This is a genomic window from Conchiformibius steedae, from assembly GCF_014054725.1.
Taxonomy (GTDB): domain Bacteria; phylum Pseudomonadota; class Gammaproteobacteria; order Burkholderiales; family Neisseriaceae; genus Conchiformibius; species Conchiformibius steedae.
On sequence record NZ_CP059563.1, the window covers coordinates 1752020 to 1764891 of the forward strand.

The 12872-nt window shown below is 52.5% G+C and carries 13 protein-coding genes; 6 read left to right on the forward strand and 7 right to left on the reverse strand.

Annotated elements, in window-relative coordinates; all coding sequences use genetic code 11:
* Positions 1-68: 68 nt before the first annotated feature.
* From zapE to H3L98_RS09025, 3 genes are all read right to left on the reverse strand, one after another.
* Positions 69-1202: a cell division protein ZapE gene (zapE, locus tag H3L98_RS09015; protein WP_027021731.1), complete on the reverse strand. Its 1134-nt coding sequence runs from the start codon at positions 1200-1202 to the stop codon at positions 69-71.
* A 122-nt stretch (positions 1203-1324) separates the two neighbouring features.
* Positions 1325-2284 (reverse strand): acetyl-CoA carboxylase carboxyltransferase subunit alpha, encoded by a 960-nt coding sequence (locus H3L98_RS09020; RefSeq protein WP_027021732.1) that lies wholly within the window; start codon positions 2282-2284, stop codon positions 1325-1327.
* A gap of 128 nt (positions 2285-2412) precedes the next feature.
* Entirely contained in the window at positions 2413-2835 is a 423-nt protein-coding gene (locus H3L98_RS09025) for a Spy/CpxP family protein refolding chaperone (RefSeq protein ID WP_051532018.1), read from the reverse strand.
* Positions 2836-2963: 128 nt separating this feature from the next.
* Between H3L98_RS09025 and rpe the strand changes: the two genes are divergently transcribed.
* Positions 2964-3647 carry a ribulose-phosphate 3-epimerase gene (gene rpe / locus H3L98_RS09030; RefSeq protein WP_156932235.1) on the forward strand — a complete coding sequence of 228 codons (684 nt, stop codon included), beginning with the start codon at positions 2964-2966 and terminating at the stop codon, positions 3645-3647.
* Here rpe and H3L98_RS09035 read toward each other — a convergent pair.
* From H3L98_RS09035 to H3L98_RS09050, 4 genes are all read right to left on the reverse strand, one after another.
* Positions 3644-4441 (reverse strand): glycosyltransferase family 2 protein, encoded by a 798-nt coding sequence (locus H3L98_RS09035; RefSeq protein ID WP_027021735.1) that lies wholly within the window; start codon positions 4439-4441, stop codon positions 3644-3646. The genes rpe and H3L98_RS09035 overlap by 4 nt on opposite strands.
* On the reverse strand, positions 4431-5402 hold the full coding sequence (gene hprK / locus H3L98_RS09040; RefSeq protein WP_027021736.1) for an HPr(Ser) kinase/phosphatase: 972 nt from the start codon (positions 5400-5402) through the stop codon (positions 4431-4433). The genes H3L98_RS09035 and hprK overlap by 11 nt, the downstream gene beginning before the upstream one ends.
* A 21-nt stretch (positions 5403-5423) precedes the next feature.
* Positions 5424-5870 (reverse strand): PTS IIA-like nitrogen regulatory protein PtsN, encoded by a 447-nt coding sequence (gene ptsN / locus H3L98_RS09045; RefSeq protein ID WP_027021737.1) that lies wholly within the window; start codon positions 5868-5870, stop codon positions 5424-5426.
* Between the two features lie 310 nt (positions 5871-6180).
* Positions 6181-7968, reverse strand: coding sequence for a 2-isopropylmalate synthase (locus H3L98_RS09050; RefSeq protein ID WP_027021738.1), 1788 nt, complete (start codon positions 7966-7968; stop codon positions 6181-6183).
* A gap of 195 nt (positions 7969-8163) precedes the next feature.
* Here H3L98_RS09050 and H3L98_RS09055 point away from each other — a divergent pair, with 195 nt between their 5' ends.
* The 5 genes from H3L98_RS09055 (at position 8164) to H3L98_RS09075 (ending at position 12758) form a co-directional block, all read left to right on the forward strand.
* On the forward strand, positions 8164-8799 hold the full coding sequence (locus H3L98_RS09055) for a DUF2238 domain-containing protein (protein WP_034333123.1): 636 nt from the start codon (positions 8164-8166) through the stop codon (positions 8797-8799).
* A complete protein-coding gene (locus H3L98_RS09060) occupies positions 8796-9257 on the forward strand; it encodes an HAD domain-containing protein (protein WP_034333125.1) in 462 nt (153 codons plus the stop codon). Before H3L98_RS09055 ends, H3L98_RS09060 begins: the two co-directional genes overlap by 4 nt.
* Before the next feature lie 98 nt (positions 9258-9355).
* On the forward strand, positions 9356-10906 hold the full coding sequence (msrAB, locus tag H3L98_RS09065) for a bifunctional peptide-methionine (S)-S-oxide reductase MsrA/peptide-methionine (R)-S-oxide reductase MsrB (protein WP_027021740.1): 1551 nt from the start codon (positions 9356-9358) through the stop codon (positions 10904-10906).
* A 125-nt stretch (positions 10907-11031) separates the two neighbouring features.
* Complete coding sequence (locus H3L98_RS09070; protein ID WP_027021741.1) at positions 11032-11874, forward strand: amino acid ABC transporter substrate-binding protein; 843 nt, start codon at positions 11032-11034, stop codon at positions 11872-11874.
* A gap of 161 nt (positions 11875-12035) precedes the next feature.
* Positions 12036-12758: an amino acid ABC transporter permease gene (locus H3L98_RS09075; protein ID WP_027021742.1), complete on the forward strand. Its 723-nt coding sequence runs from the start codon at positions 12036-12038 to the stop codon at positions 12756-12758.
* Positions 12759-12872 lie beyond the last annotated feature (114 nt).

Here is a 12872-nt window from a genome sequence, read left to right on the forward strand (position 1 = left end):
CCAGCCCTCCCCCGTGCGAACGGGGGAGGGAACAATGTCGCAACAAGAATAAAAACTGCCTGAAATCCCTACTTCACCGTCAAATGCGCCAACGCCAAATAATCCCCCGACTGCATTTCCACCAAACGGCTGACGGTACGCACAAATTCATGGGCAAAATCGCCTTCGGTATACAGTTCTTCCATCGGCACTTGCGCGGTGGCGCACAGCTTCACGCGGTAGTCGTAAAACACGTCCACCAGCAGGGTTAAACGGCGGGCTTCGTTTTTCTCGTTGGGGCTCATTTTTTCCATGCCCGACACCAGCACATGCGTACAATGTTCCGCCAACCACAAATAATCCGCCTGCGAACGCGGGCCAAAACACAGGGCGCGGAAGTCAAACCACATCACTTTGCTAGCCTGCCCTTTGCAGGGAATATCGCGCCCGTGAATGCTGACACTGCCTGCCTGCGCTTCGCTGCCGCTTAATTGTTTAAACAGCGCGGCAAGTTTGGCTTCGTTTGCATCGTTATTGGGGATATAAAACACATCGGCAGGGGTCAGGGTACGCATACGGTAATCTTCGCCGCTGTCCACGTTTAACACGGTTAATTTCTTTTCCAACAGGGCAATGGTGGGTAGAAAACTGCTGCGGTTTTGCCCCTGCGGATACAGTTCGGACGGGGCATAGTTGGACGTTGCCACCAGCACCACGCCTTCGGCAAACAGGCTTTCCAGCAAACGCCCCAAAATCATGGCATCGGCAATATCGCTCACGTGAAATTCGTCAAAACACAGCACGCGCGTTTCTTCGGCAATGTTTTTGGCAACGGCTTTTAAGGGGTCGGCTTCGCCGCGTTTGTCGCGCATACGCTTATGCACTTCCGCCATAAAAGCGTGAAAATGCACGCGGCGTTTGCGGCGGTAGGGCAAGCAGCCGAAAAAAGCGTCCATCAGGAAACTTTTGCCGCGCCCCACGCCGCCGTAAAAATACAGTCCTGTCGGCACTTGCGGCGAACGCAGGCTGCGCCCGAGAAAACGGTTGCGCTTGCGTTTGAACATCATCAGTTCCGTCCACAGGCGGTCAAGGTGTTCAATGGCGCGTTGTTGGGCGGCATCGCGGATAAAGGCGGGCTGCTGCGCGGCTGCCTGATACCAAGTCAGCGGGCTATGGTTAGCAAAGGGGGGCGGGGTAAAACGGGTGGCGGTTTCGGTGGTCATGGCGGTGTGTCAAGATAAAAAGTTGGGCTTGTAGCAAAAATCATGTAAAAACAGGACATCATTATAATGATGCCCCGTTGTTTGTGAAAGGCTTTTTCAAGTATCGGACGGGATACGATGGCTTATTTTTCGGCAAATTGTCCGTAAGCCATAATGCGCTCAAAACGGCGCGACAGCAAGTCTTGCACGGGCAAGGCTTGCGCTTCAGCCAATTGTTTTTCCAAAACTTCTTTAATGCGGCTGGCGGTTTCAGCATGGTCGCGGTGCGCCCCGCCCAAAGGTTCTTCAATCACTTCGTCAACCAAGCCCAATTTATGCAAACGCTCGGCGGTAATGCCCAAAGCGGCGGCGGCATCGGCAGCTTTTTCGGCGGTTTTCCACAAAATAGATGCACAACCTTCAGGCGAAATCACCGAATAAGTGGAATATTGCAACATATTCACATAATCGCCGACGGCAATCGCCAATGCACCACCCGAACCGCCTTCGCCAATAATGGTACACAGCACAGGCACTTTTAATTTGCTTAATTCATACAGATTTTTACCGATGGCTTCGGATTGGTTACGCTCTTCCGCACCGATGCCGGGGTAGGCACCGGGGGTATCGACAAAAGTCAGCACAGGCAAACCGAATTTTTCCGCCATCTGCATCAGGCGCAGGGCTTTGCGGTAGCCTTCGGGTCGCGGCATACCAAAATTGCGGCGGATTTTTTCTTTGGTGTCGCGCCCTTTTTGGTGTCCGACAACCACCACGCTTTGTCCGTTAAACCGCGCCAATCCGCCCACAATGGCATCATCATCGGCGAAATGGCGGTCGCCGTGCAGTTCCTGAAAATCAGTACACAGCGCGGCGATGTAGTCCAAAGTATAAGGACGCTGCGGATGGCGCGACACCTGCGACACCTGCGCGGGCGTGAGTTTGGCAAAAATGGATTTTGCCAAATCGCGGCTTTTTTTCTGCAAACGGTCAATTTCTTCGGAAATGTCCACGGCAGATTCGCCCTGCACAAAACGTAACTCTTCAATCTTTTTGGTTAATTCTGCAATCGGTTGTTCAAAATCGAGAAAAACGGGTTTCATCAATATTCCTTTTTCGGTTGCCTTGCTTACCTGACGGCAGCGGTATTGCCGCCATCATACGCCATTGCGGGGGTTTTTGCACTTATGTTTAGAGCATTTGCTTACGGTTGCTTGCCTAGGGCGTGTCCCTAGCCTGTCGTGACTCGCGCACTAAAATCGCGGATACATTTTGCCAACCATGTTTCCTGCTGGTTCTTATCCAGCATCTGAAACAAATCGTGGTAAAAATTCAGTTCCGCCACCGTCATTTGTATATCGTCTGCATAGCGTTCTTGGGCAATACGCAGGGCTTGGCTGCGGTCAAACGCGCTTTTTTGCAGCAATTGGCGCAATGGCGTGTCTTTGCTTTGGCGGGCTTGGGTTTGAATTTGGCGCAATTGGTCTTTATACTGCTGACGGCGCTGATGCAGTTTGTCGTGCTGGCTGCTGCTCAAACCCAAAGTGCGGATGTCGCAGTTGGGACGGATATCAAACGCCACAGCAGGCGCAGTCCACGCGGCACAACACGCGGCAAGCACCCACCCTGCCCCGAACTTTACAAATTGAAACATAGCAGATTCCCTTAATGATGGTGGCAGCGGCAAATACCGCCTTTAATGGGAATTATACCCGCACCGTTCAATCTTGCACCGATTTCGTTTTCAAGAAATAAACTGTTTTCTATAGATAGTAAGGATAACTGATGAACTACCGTATTGCCCCCAGCATTTTGGCTGCCGATTTTGCCCGTTTGGGCGAAGAAGTTGCCGCTGTTACCGCCGCAGGCGCAGATTTGATTCATTTTGACGTAATGGACAACCATTATGTGCCAAACTTGAGTTTTGGTCCAATGGTGTGTTCTGCCATCAAACCGCACACCACGCTGCCAATAGACGTGCATTTAATGGTAGAACCCGTTGACGGCATGATTCAGGCGTTTATCGCGGCAGGCGCAGACATTATTACCTTCCACCCCGAAGCCAGCCGCCATGTACACCGCAGCTTGGCACTGATTAAAGACGCAGGCTTGCAAGCAGGATTGGTGCTCAATCCCGCCAGTCCGATTTATTTATTGGAAAATGTGTTGGAACAATTGGATATGGTGTTGTTGATGTCGGTAAACCCCGGATTTGGCGGACAGAAATTTATCCCCGCCACGCTGGACAAAATCCGCCGCGTGCGCCAATTATTAGATGCGTATCAAGCCGAAAGCGGACGGCGCATTGCCTTGGAAATAGACGGCGGCATCAGCCCCGCCAATATCGCCGCCGCCGCCCAAGCAGGTGCAGACACTTTTGTGGCGGGTTCGGCGATTTTCGGGCAAGCGGATTATGCGGCGGTTGTCACTGAAATGCGGGCGCAATTGGCTGCCGTTTCGCGTTAAGCGCGACTCACGGTCAGTGGCGTACTGCCGCAGCGTTCCACATTCAAAATAGGGCGTAATGCCTGCAAACCACTACCGATGGCAGCGGTAACGGCTTCTGCTTGCGCCATCTGTTCTGCGCCGATGCGCGGGTCGTGCCAACCGAACAAATGCGCGTCCAACAGCCTTTGCGCGTGCATGCCTTCGCGGCAATGGTGCAACACCGCAGGTTCGCCTTCATCAAATAAAGTCCCCACCACGCTGTTTTGCACGGTGGCAATGCCTAATGCTCCGTCTTCGCCGCCCAAAGTGCGGAACAGCGCATCTTGCGGAAAACCGCCGCAAGCCAGAAAAAAACGGCGGCGAAATACGGTATTTCCGCCCACCGTCATTTGCACAATCCGCCATGCTTCAGGCAATCGGGGATGCTGTGCATAGCGTTCGGGCAAACCCACTGCCTGCAAACGCAAACGGATTAAACCCAAATGCGGCAGCTGCTGCAAGGCAAACGCCGCCGCTGCCAACGCGCCGTCTTGGTATTCGTCATCAGCATCCAAAAAGGCAATAATCTCTGCATCGCTTTGTAATGCGCCCCAATTACGCGCCCGCGCCACGCCGCCGTTGTTCGGCAAACGCTCGGCGCAAACTTGCGGATATGCCTGCGCCAACTCACACAGCCGCTGCCAAGTGTCGTCATCAGAAGCATCATCTACCACATACACGCGGCGGATTTCGGGCTGACGCAAAGCACTTTCCACCGCACGGCGCAGCGTTGCCGCCGCACGGTAACACGGAATCACCGCGTCAATCGTCATCATAATCGCTGTCTTCCTGATTAAACGCTTCTTCTTTCATCATTGCCTGATGGCGTTCTAAAAACTCGCGGGTGCTGTCTTTACCGCGCAATTGCAAAATATAATTGCGTACCGCCGCTTCCACCAAAACCGCAAGGTTGCGCCCCGCCGCCACAGGCAAGGTAACGGCGCGGATACGCACGTTTAAAATGGATTCCGTTTCACTGCGTATGCTCAAACGGTCCAACTGCTTCATGTCTTCGTCATCAGCAGGCACAAGGTTGATAATCAGTTTCAACTGTTTTTTCGGGCGTATCGAGGTTTCGCCGAAAATATGGCGAATATTCAACACACCCAAGCCGCGCACTTCTAAAAAGTCGCGCAACATGGTCGGACAACGCCCTTCCAGCACTTCGGGCGAAGTGCGGTGCAGCTCTACCGCATCGTCTGCCACCAAGCTGTGCCCGCGCGAAATCAGTTCCAATGCCAATTCGCTTTTGCCCAAGCCCGAAGAGCCTGTCAGCAGCACGCCGATTTCAAATACATCCAAAAACACGCCGTGCTTCATGGTGGAGACTGCCAACACCCTTTGCAGGTAAATACGCAGCACGTCCATCAGATAGGGGCTTTCCAACGCAGACGTGAGCAAAGGCACGTTGTGGGTATGGCAATAATCGCGCAAGGTGTTGGGTACGGGCAGGTCGTTGGCAACAATTACCAGCGACATGGGAAAATCAAAAAGCCCGTCCAAGCCGGTGCTGTTTTCGGCTTGTTCGAGCTTGTTCAGGTATTCCACTTCTGCCACGCCCAACACCTGCACTTGATTGTGGTGGATAAAATTCAGGTGTCCCACCAGTGCCAGCACGGGTTTGTCGGCAGCCACACCGATGCGGTTGTCGCCGCCGCCTGTGCCTGCCGTCCATGCCAAATGCAGTTTCTGCTGATTGTCTTTATACAGACGGCGTACGGAAATACTGGGCATAATCAGTCCGTTAAATTGGGTTTACGCCACCAGCAGCGCGCGGGCTTCATCGGCACTTTGGCAGCGGTTCAGTGCATCGCGCACGTTTTTATCGGCAAAACGCTCGGCAAGGTGCGACAAAATTTCCAGATGTTCGCCCGTGGCGTGTTCGGGAACCAGCAGCACAAACACCAGCGAAACGGCTTGTCCATCGGGCGCATCAAAATCAATCGGCTCGCGGGTGCGGACAAACGCAGCAACTGCCTGTTCCACGCCGCTGTAGCGTCCGTGCGGTACGGCAACGCCCTGTCCCAAACCTGTCGTACCGAGTTTTTCGCGGGCAAACAAACAATCAAACACTTCTGCCTGCGCCAAACCCGCCTGCGCCTGCAAAAGCTGTCCCACTTCTTCAAACAGACGTTTTTTGCTGCTCACGTCCATATCCAGCACCACACGCTCAAGCGGAAGAATTTCGCCAATTAATTTCATCAAGTTTCCTTTTCGGTTTGAAACCCTGCCGTTTACGGCGGTAAAATAAGCTTTTATTTGGACGGGGCATTCCCCCTTCCAAATCAGGGCTATACTTGATGTTCAGCCCTGTGTGTTGAAACATTACTTGCATCAATCCATCTAAAGATTATCGGGGAATTTTAACGCTGGCTTACATTTATCTCAACAGGTAAAGAAAAATTTACATATCCGCAGCAGGCAGAAAAACAGGGCAGACCCAGCGTGTCTGCCCTATGTGGTGGCGGCGCACAGGCTGCGCCGCGTGTGGTTTATTCGGCAAAAAACAGGCTTATACGCCGCTGCCTTGTGCTTTCAAACGCTCGGGCGCATCCAGCTTGGACAGCGCCGACAAATACGCTTTGGCGGTTGCCACCAGCACATCGGTATCCGCACCCTGACCGTTGGCGATTTTACCGCCACGCGCCAGCCGTACCATGGTTTCGCCTTGGCTTTCCGTGCCTTGAGTAACAGCGTTTACCGAATAAATCTGCAATTCCGCGCCGCTTTGCGCCACGCTTTCAATGGCTTTGAAAATGGCATCTACAGGACCTGAACCCGTAGATTGGGCGTGTTTTTCCTCGCCGCGCACGCTGAACACGATTTCGGCACGCGGCAGTTCGCCCGTTTCGGTGGTAATACGCTGCGAAATAAATTTGTAATGGTCTTGCGACAGGCTCACCAAACCGTCTGACACCAGCGCGTGCAAATCTTCGTCAAAAATCTCGCGTTTTTTGTCTGCCAATTCTTTAAAACGGGCAAAGGCGGCGTTCAGGGCTTCTTCGCTGCCCAATTCAATACCCAATTCTGCCAATTTGGTCTTAAAGGCGTTGCGCCCCGACAGCTTGCCCAAAGTTAAGCGGTTGGCAGCCCAGCCCACTGATTCAGCAGACATAATTTCATAGGTTTCGCGGTGTTTGAGTACGCCGTCCTGATGAATGCCCGATTCGTGCGAAAAGGCGTTCGCGCCAACCACGGCTTTATTCGGTTGCACAGGATAACCTGTGATGCCAGACACCAAACGCGAAGCGGGAACAATTTGGGTGGTGTCAATGCCTGTTTCAAAACCAAACACATCGTGGCGCACTTTTAATGCCATCACAATTTCTTCAATGGCAGCGTTGCCTGCGCGTTCGCCCAAGCCGTTTACTGTGCATTCCACCTGACGCGCCCCGCCGCGCAAAGCCGCCAACGAATTGGCAACCGCCAAGCCCAAGTCATTATGGCAGTGCGCCGACCAAATCACTTTGTCGCCGCCCTGTGTGCCTGCAATCAGTTCGCGGAAAAAGGCTTCGGTTCGGTGGGGAACGGAATAACCCACCGTATCGGGAATATTGACGGTGGTTGCGCCCGCTTCAATCACCGCGCCGCAAATCTCGGTTAAAAAGCCCAATTCGGAACGCAGCGCGTCTTCACAGGAAAATTCCACATCATCGGTATATTCTTTGGCGAGTTTTACCGCTTTTACCGCTGCTTCAATTACTTGCTGCGGTTTCATTTTCAGCTTGTATTCCATGTGAATGGGGCTGGTGGCGATAAAAGTGTGAATGCGCGGACGGGCTGCATGCGATACCGCTTCGCCTGCCAAACGGATATCACGTTCCACCGCACGCGACAGCGAACACACGGTAGATTGGGTAATGGTTTTGGCAATTTCGCTTACCGCTTCAAAATCCCCAGGGCTGGCGGCAGCAAAACCCGCTTCAATCACATCTACGCCCAGTTTTTCCAATTGGCGGGCAATGCGGATTTTGTCGTCTTTGCTCATGGCGGCACCAGGCGACTGTTCGCCGTCGCGCAAGGTGGTGTCAAAAATAATGATGCGGTTGTCGGCGCTCATAATCGGTTTCTCCAAAGTGGTTTGCTGGTGCATAAAGGCATTTAAGTCCAAAGGTCTGCCCTGTAATTCGGCAAGGGTGGCGAGTTTTTGCAGCTGATGCAGGGGCATAGAGCCGCGTGCGCGCCATTTGTAGATGGCAGCCGTGCCAACAGGCTGGTCGGGAAAGTGTTGTTTTAAAGCTTGGGCAAGCGCGTTTACGCCGCCAAAATAGGCAATCAGCCGTTCAATGTCTGCTTGCATGGTTGTCTAAAAAGGGGAAAGAATGGCGGCGATAATAATCAGTTTTAGACGGTTTGGCAAATTGTTTTTGAAATTTTGTGAAACATGGCGATTTTTGCGATAATTTTTAGACAAATTGTATAAACCACAATCTTTCTGCGATTAGGCATCACGCCCAAATCATTGTAAAATGGCGTTTATTTATCCACCAAAATCATGAAAATAAAATATTTAGCTTCTACAGATGCCTTGCCTGCGCTACTGGCATTGGTTTTTATTGGTCTGACATTGTGGTCGGGCATCGCCCCCGCCGACCGCGCTGTGTGGTATGCCGAAATGTTGCCCGTGCTGGCGGTTTTTGTGCTGCTGCTGTGTACCTTCCGCCGCTTCCGTTTCAGTAATACGGCTTATGTACTGATGGCGTGTTGGCTGTTTTTGCACACGGTGGGCGCACGTTACACCTTTGCCGATGTGCCGTTTGAATGGGGCAACCGCCTGTTGTCGCCGCTATTGGGCGAAGGGCGCAACCATTTTGACCGTTTCGCCCATTATATTATTGGTTTTTATGCCTTTCCGATGGCAGAATGGCTGTTGCGGCGCGGCAAATGCACCTTTGGCACGGCGATGTTTTTCGGATTGTTTTTTGTGATGTCGGTAGCGGCGGCGTACGAAATCATTGAATGGCAATACGCCGTGATGGAAGGCGGACAGGCAGGCATTGAATTTCTTGGTTCGCAAGGCGATGTGTGGGACGCGCAAAAAGATATGTTGGCAGACACCTTGGGCGCACTCACCGCATTGGCATTATTTGCCTGCTTGCGCCCCGATTTATCCCCAGCAACAACAACATGATTATTTTCTTGGATTTTGACGGCGTACTGCACCCCAATCTTGCCTTGCGCCAACGCAGCCGTTTGTGGCAGCAACTACCCGTTTTCACTGAATTTTTATCACAAAAAGAATGGGCTGACGTGCCTGTGGTGGTGTCGTCTTCGTGGCGCATCGGGCGCGATTTGGCTCAACTGCAAACGGTTTTCCCGCCTGATTTGCGCCCACGCATTATCGGTACGACACCGATACTGCACACCCACAACCGCACACGCGGCAGCCGTCAGCGCGAAATAGAATGTTGGCTGCGTGATTTTGCTTATCCTACCGATGCTTGGCTGGCATTGGACGACACCGCTTGGTATTTTGACGAATATTGCCCCCATCTGTTTTTATGCAACGGACAAACAGGCTTAAGCCACGCCGATTTACCCCGTTTACACGCCCAATTGCACACCCTATCCGCCAAGCCATTGCCATAAAACACACGACAAACCCATTAAACGGGCGTATGATAAAAAGATAAAAATAATCGTTTCCCAAACCTGTTTTCCGTAACCATCAGATAAGGAGAGACATAATGCGGACAAACAAAAAATGGTGGCAAATCAGCGCAGCAGCAGTGGCAGCGGCGGTTTTGCTGTTGGGCGGGACGCTGGCAGGTATGCGCGGCACAGACGCTGCCGCTGCCGATACGCCCTTGCAGCAGTTAAAACAACTGCCGCAGGCAAACGGCAAATCCGCCGAAGCCTTGCTGCAAGCCAAACGCCCTACTTTGGTTAAATTTTGGGCGAGCTGGTGTCCTTTGTGTTTGAGCGAGTTGGGCGAAACCGAAAAATGGGCACAGGAAGCCGAATTCCAACGCGCCAATTTGCTTACCGTGGCATCGCCTGCCTTTTTGGGCGAGAAAAAACAACCCGATTTCAGCCAATGGTATGGCGGTTTGGATTACGCCAAACTGCCCGTGCTGCTGAACGAAGGCGGTTCGCTGGCAAAATCATTGGGGATTAAAGTGTATCCGTCTTGGGTGCTGTTGGACGAAAAAGGCGAAGTTGCCCGTGTGGTGCGCGGCAGCTTAAACCGCGCCCAAGCCCTTGCCCTGCTCGACAACCCGCAGGCAGAACTCAAATCCCTGCAACAATCGTTTTACCAACCCGATAAAAAAACAGGAAACAAACCGATGAATACCCAAACCATTTATCTGGCAGGCGGCTGCTTTTGGGGCTTGGAAGCCTATTTCCAACGCATTGACGGCGTAGCCGATGCCGTATCGGGCTATGCCAACGGCAAAACCGAAAAACCCAGCTATGAAGACGTGGTTCACCGCAACACAGGACACGCCGAAACCGTTAAAGTGGTGTACGATGCCGACAAACTCAGTTTGGACGACATTTTGCAATACTATTTCCGCGTGATTGACCCCACCAGCCTGAACCAACAGGGCAACGACCGCGGCACCCAATACCGCACGGGCGTGTATTACACCAATCCTGCCGAAAAAAGCGTGATTGACGCAGCGTTTGCCCGCGAGCAGAAAAAACACAGTCAAAAAATCGTGGTGGAAAACCTACCCCTGCAACGCTTTGACGAAGCAGAAGAATACCATCAGGATTATTTGTTAAAAAACCCCAACGGCTACTGCCATATTGACATCCGCAAAGCAGACGAACCGCTGCCGCATCAAAAAACCTCTGCCAAACCATCAGCAGACGAACTGCGCCGCACCCTTACCGCCGAGCAATACCGCATCACCCAAGAAAACGGCACAGAACGTGCCTTCAGCCACGAATACGACCATTTGTTTGCCGATGGCATTTATGTGGACGTGGTGGGTGGACAGCCTCTGTTCAGCTCTGCCGACAAATACGATTCGGGCTGCGGTTGGCCCAGCTTTACCCGCCCGATTGAAGCTACTGCCGTTACCGAACACGACGACAACAGCTACAATATGCACCGCGTGGAAGTGCGCAGCCAACAGGCAGATTCACATTTGGGACACGTTTTCCCCGATGGTCCGCAGGATAAAGGCGGATTGCGCTACTGCATTAACGGCGCGAGTTTGAAATTTATCCCGCTGGAACAAATGGACGCGCAAGGCTACGGCGCGTGGAAAGACAAAGTGAAAAAATAGTTCACAGGGGCAGGAAAAATTCCTGCCCTTTTTTATTTAATCTGCATAAGCCAAATAAGTACAATTTATTTGGCAACAGCCCGTTTTCGCCTACAATGCCCTTTTTTCCCTTTCGGAATCCCATTATGTTGAAACACACCCTTGCCCTTTCCGTATGCGCCTTGTTTTTGAGCGCCTGCGGACAGCAGCCGCAACAGCAAACCGCCGCATCTGCCGCTTCAGGCACAGCCGCACCCGCCGCCAATTCCGACGGCAGCCTGATGGAACGCATCAGCAGCAAAGGCACGATTACCGTGGGCACGGAAGGCACTTACGCCCCGTTTACCTATCACGATAAAGACGGCAAATTAACGGGCTACGATGTGGAAGTGACCCGCGCCGTTGCCAATAAATTGGGCGTAAAAGTAGAATTCCGCGAAACCCAGTGGGACGCGATGCTGGCGGGTTTGAAAGGCGGACGTTTTGACATGATTGCCAACCAAGTGGCACTCACCACCCCCGAGCGTCAGGCAACCTTTGACAAATCCGAACCTTATAACTGGAGCGGTCCAATGATGCTGGCGCGCGCAGACGAAACCCGCATCAAAACTTTAGAAGACATTAAAGGCTTGAACGCCGCGCAAACCTTGAGCAGCAACTACGGCGAAATGGCGGTTGCCGCACAAGCCAAAATCGTGCCTGTTGACGGTATGGCGCAAGCCCTGTTGCTGGTGCAGCAACGCCGCGCCGATTTAACCCTCAACGACTCACTGGCGCTGTTGGACTACCTGAAAAAAACCCCCGATTCGGGCTTAAAAGTGGTGTGGCAGGCAGCAGGCGACAAAAAAGTGGGCGCAGGTTTGGTGTTGAACAAAGGCAATACCGAAGCCTTGGAAAAAATCAACCAAGCCATGCGCGAACTGCACCAAGATGGTACGCTGAAAAAATTGAGTGAAGAATTTTTTGGCGCAGACGTTACCGTCAAATAAAACGGCAGTTTGGGCTGTGGTGCGGTCTGTGCCTTGAGTGCAGACCGCATTTTGTCGCGCTTTTACCGCCTGCCACACACGCCCGTCTGCACAAAACATGACTTTTGCCCTCGATTTAACGTAAAATCGCCTTTTTCCCGTCTAAACAGAGAGATTTTTTCGTGTTAAACAGTCTTTTGGCTTCGCTGCCGTTTATGGATGCCACCCGCGCCGAAATGTTGGTCGGCGCGTTTTGGCCCATGCTGAAAGCAGGCATTTTGGTGTCGGTGCCGCTTGCCGTGGCATCGTTTATTATCGGCATGGCGATTGCCGTTGCCGTGGCGCTGCTGCGGATTAGCCCCGTGCGCACGCGCACCCACCGCATTTTGTTGCGCCTGTGCAAAGCCTATATTTCCATTATTCGCGGCACGCCCATGCTGGTGCAGATTTGCGTGGTGTTTTACGGTTTGCCCGCCATTGGCATTTACATCAACCCCATTCCCGCCGCCATTATTGGTTTTTCGCTGAATGTGGGCGCATACGGCTCGGAAACGGTACGCGCTGCCATTTTGTCTGTTCCAAAAGGACAATGGGAAGCAGGCTATTCCATCGGCATGACCCATATTCAAACTTTCCGCCGCATTATTGCCCCACAAGCCTTCCGCGTTGCCGTACCGCCGTTAAGCAATTCGTTTATCGCCCTGTTTAAAGACACTTCTTTGGCAAGTTTTGTCACCGTTACCGAAATGTTCCGCGTGGCGCAGCAGCACGGCAACGCCCGTTACGATATGTTGCCCGTTTACATACAGGCAGGTTTGATGTACTGGTGTTTTTGCTGGGTGCTGTTTTGGGCGCAAGCGCGTTTGGAAAAACATTTCAGCCGCCACACCGTCAAAACTTCTTAACAGTTGAAATGCTTGATTTCCCCTACGGCGTTGGCGCTGCCTTGCCGTATTTTTATACTGTCTGCAGCAGCGCCGCCTTGTATGAAAAAGCAATCATTCCAACTGAACACGGAA

Excerpts from the sequence above, each read along its gene's own strand:
- zapE (WP_027021731.1), bottom strand. The coding sequence starts at position 1,202 with ATGACCACCGAAACCGCCACCCGTTTTACCCCGCCCCCCTTTGCTAAC.
- H3L98_RS09020 (WP_027021732.1), bottom strand. The coding sequence starts at position 2,284 with ATGAAACCCGTTTTTCTCGATTTTGAACAACCGATTGCAGAATTAACC.
- H3L98_RS09025 (WP_051532018.1), bottom strand. The coding sequence starts at position 2,835 with ATGTTTCAATTTGTAAAGTTCGGGGCAGGGTGGGTGCTTGCCGCGTGT.
- H3L98_RS09035 (WP_027021735.1), bottom strand. The coding sequence starts at position 4,441 with ATGACGATTGACGCGGTGATTCCGTGTTACCGTGCGGCGGCAACGCTG.
- hprK (WP_027021736.1), bottom strand. The coding sequence starts at position 5,402 with ATGCCCAGTATTTCCGTACGCCGTCTGTATAAAGACAATCAGCAGAAA.
- ptsN (WP_027021737.1), bottom strand. The coding sequence starts at position 5,870 with ATGAAATTAATTGGCGAAATTCTTCCGCTTGAGCGTGTGGTGCTGGAT.
- H3L98_RS09050 (WP_027021738.1), bottom strand. The coding sequence starts at position 7,968 with ATGCAAGCAGACATTGAACGGCTGATTGCCTATTTTGGCGGCGTAAAC.
- H3L98_RS09055 (WP_034333123.1), top strand. The coding sequence starts at position 8,164 with ATGAAAATAAAATATTTAGCTTCTACAGATGCCTTGCCTGCGCTACTG.
- H3L98_RS09060 (WP_034333125.1), top strand. The coding sequence starts at position 8,796 with ATGATTATTTTCTTGGATTTTGACGGCGTACTGCACCCCAATCTTGCC.
- msrAB (WP_027021740.1), top strand. The coding sequence starts at position 9,356 with ATGCGGACAAACAAAAAATGGTGGCAAATCAGCGCAGCAGCAGTGGCA.
- H3L98_RS09070 (WP_027021741.1), top strand. The coding sequence starts at position 11,032 with ATGTTGAAACACACCCTTGCCCTTTCCGTATGCGCCTTGTTTTTGAGC.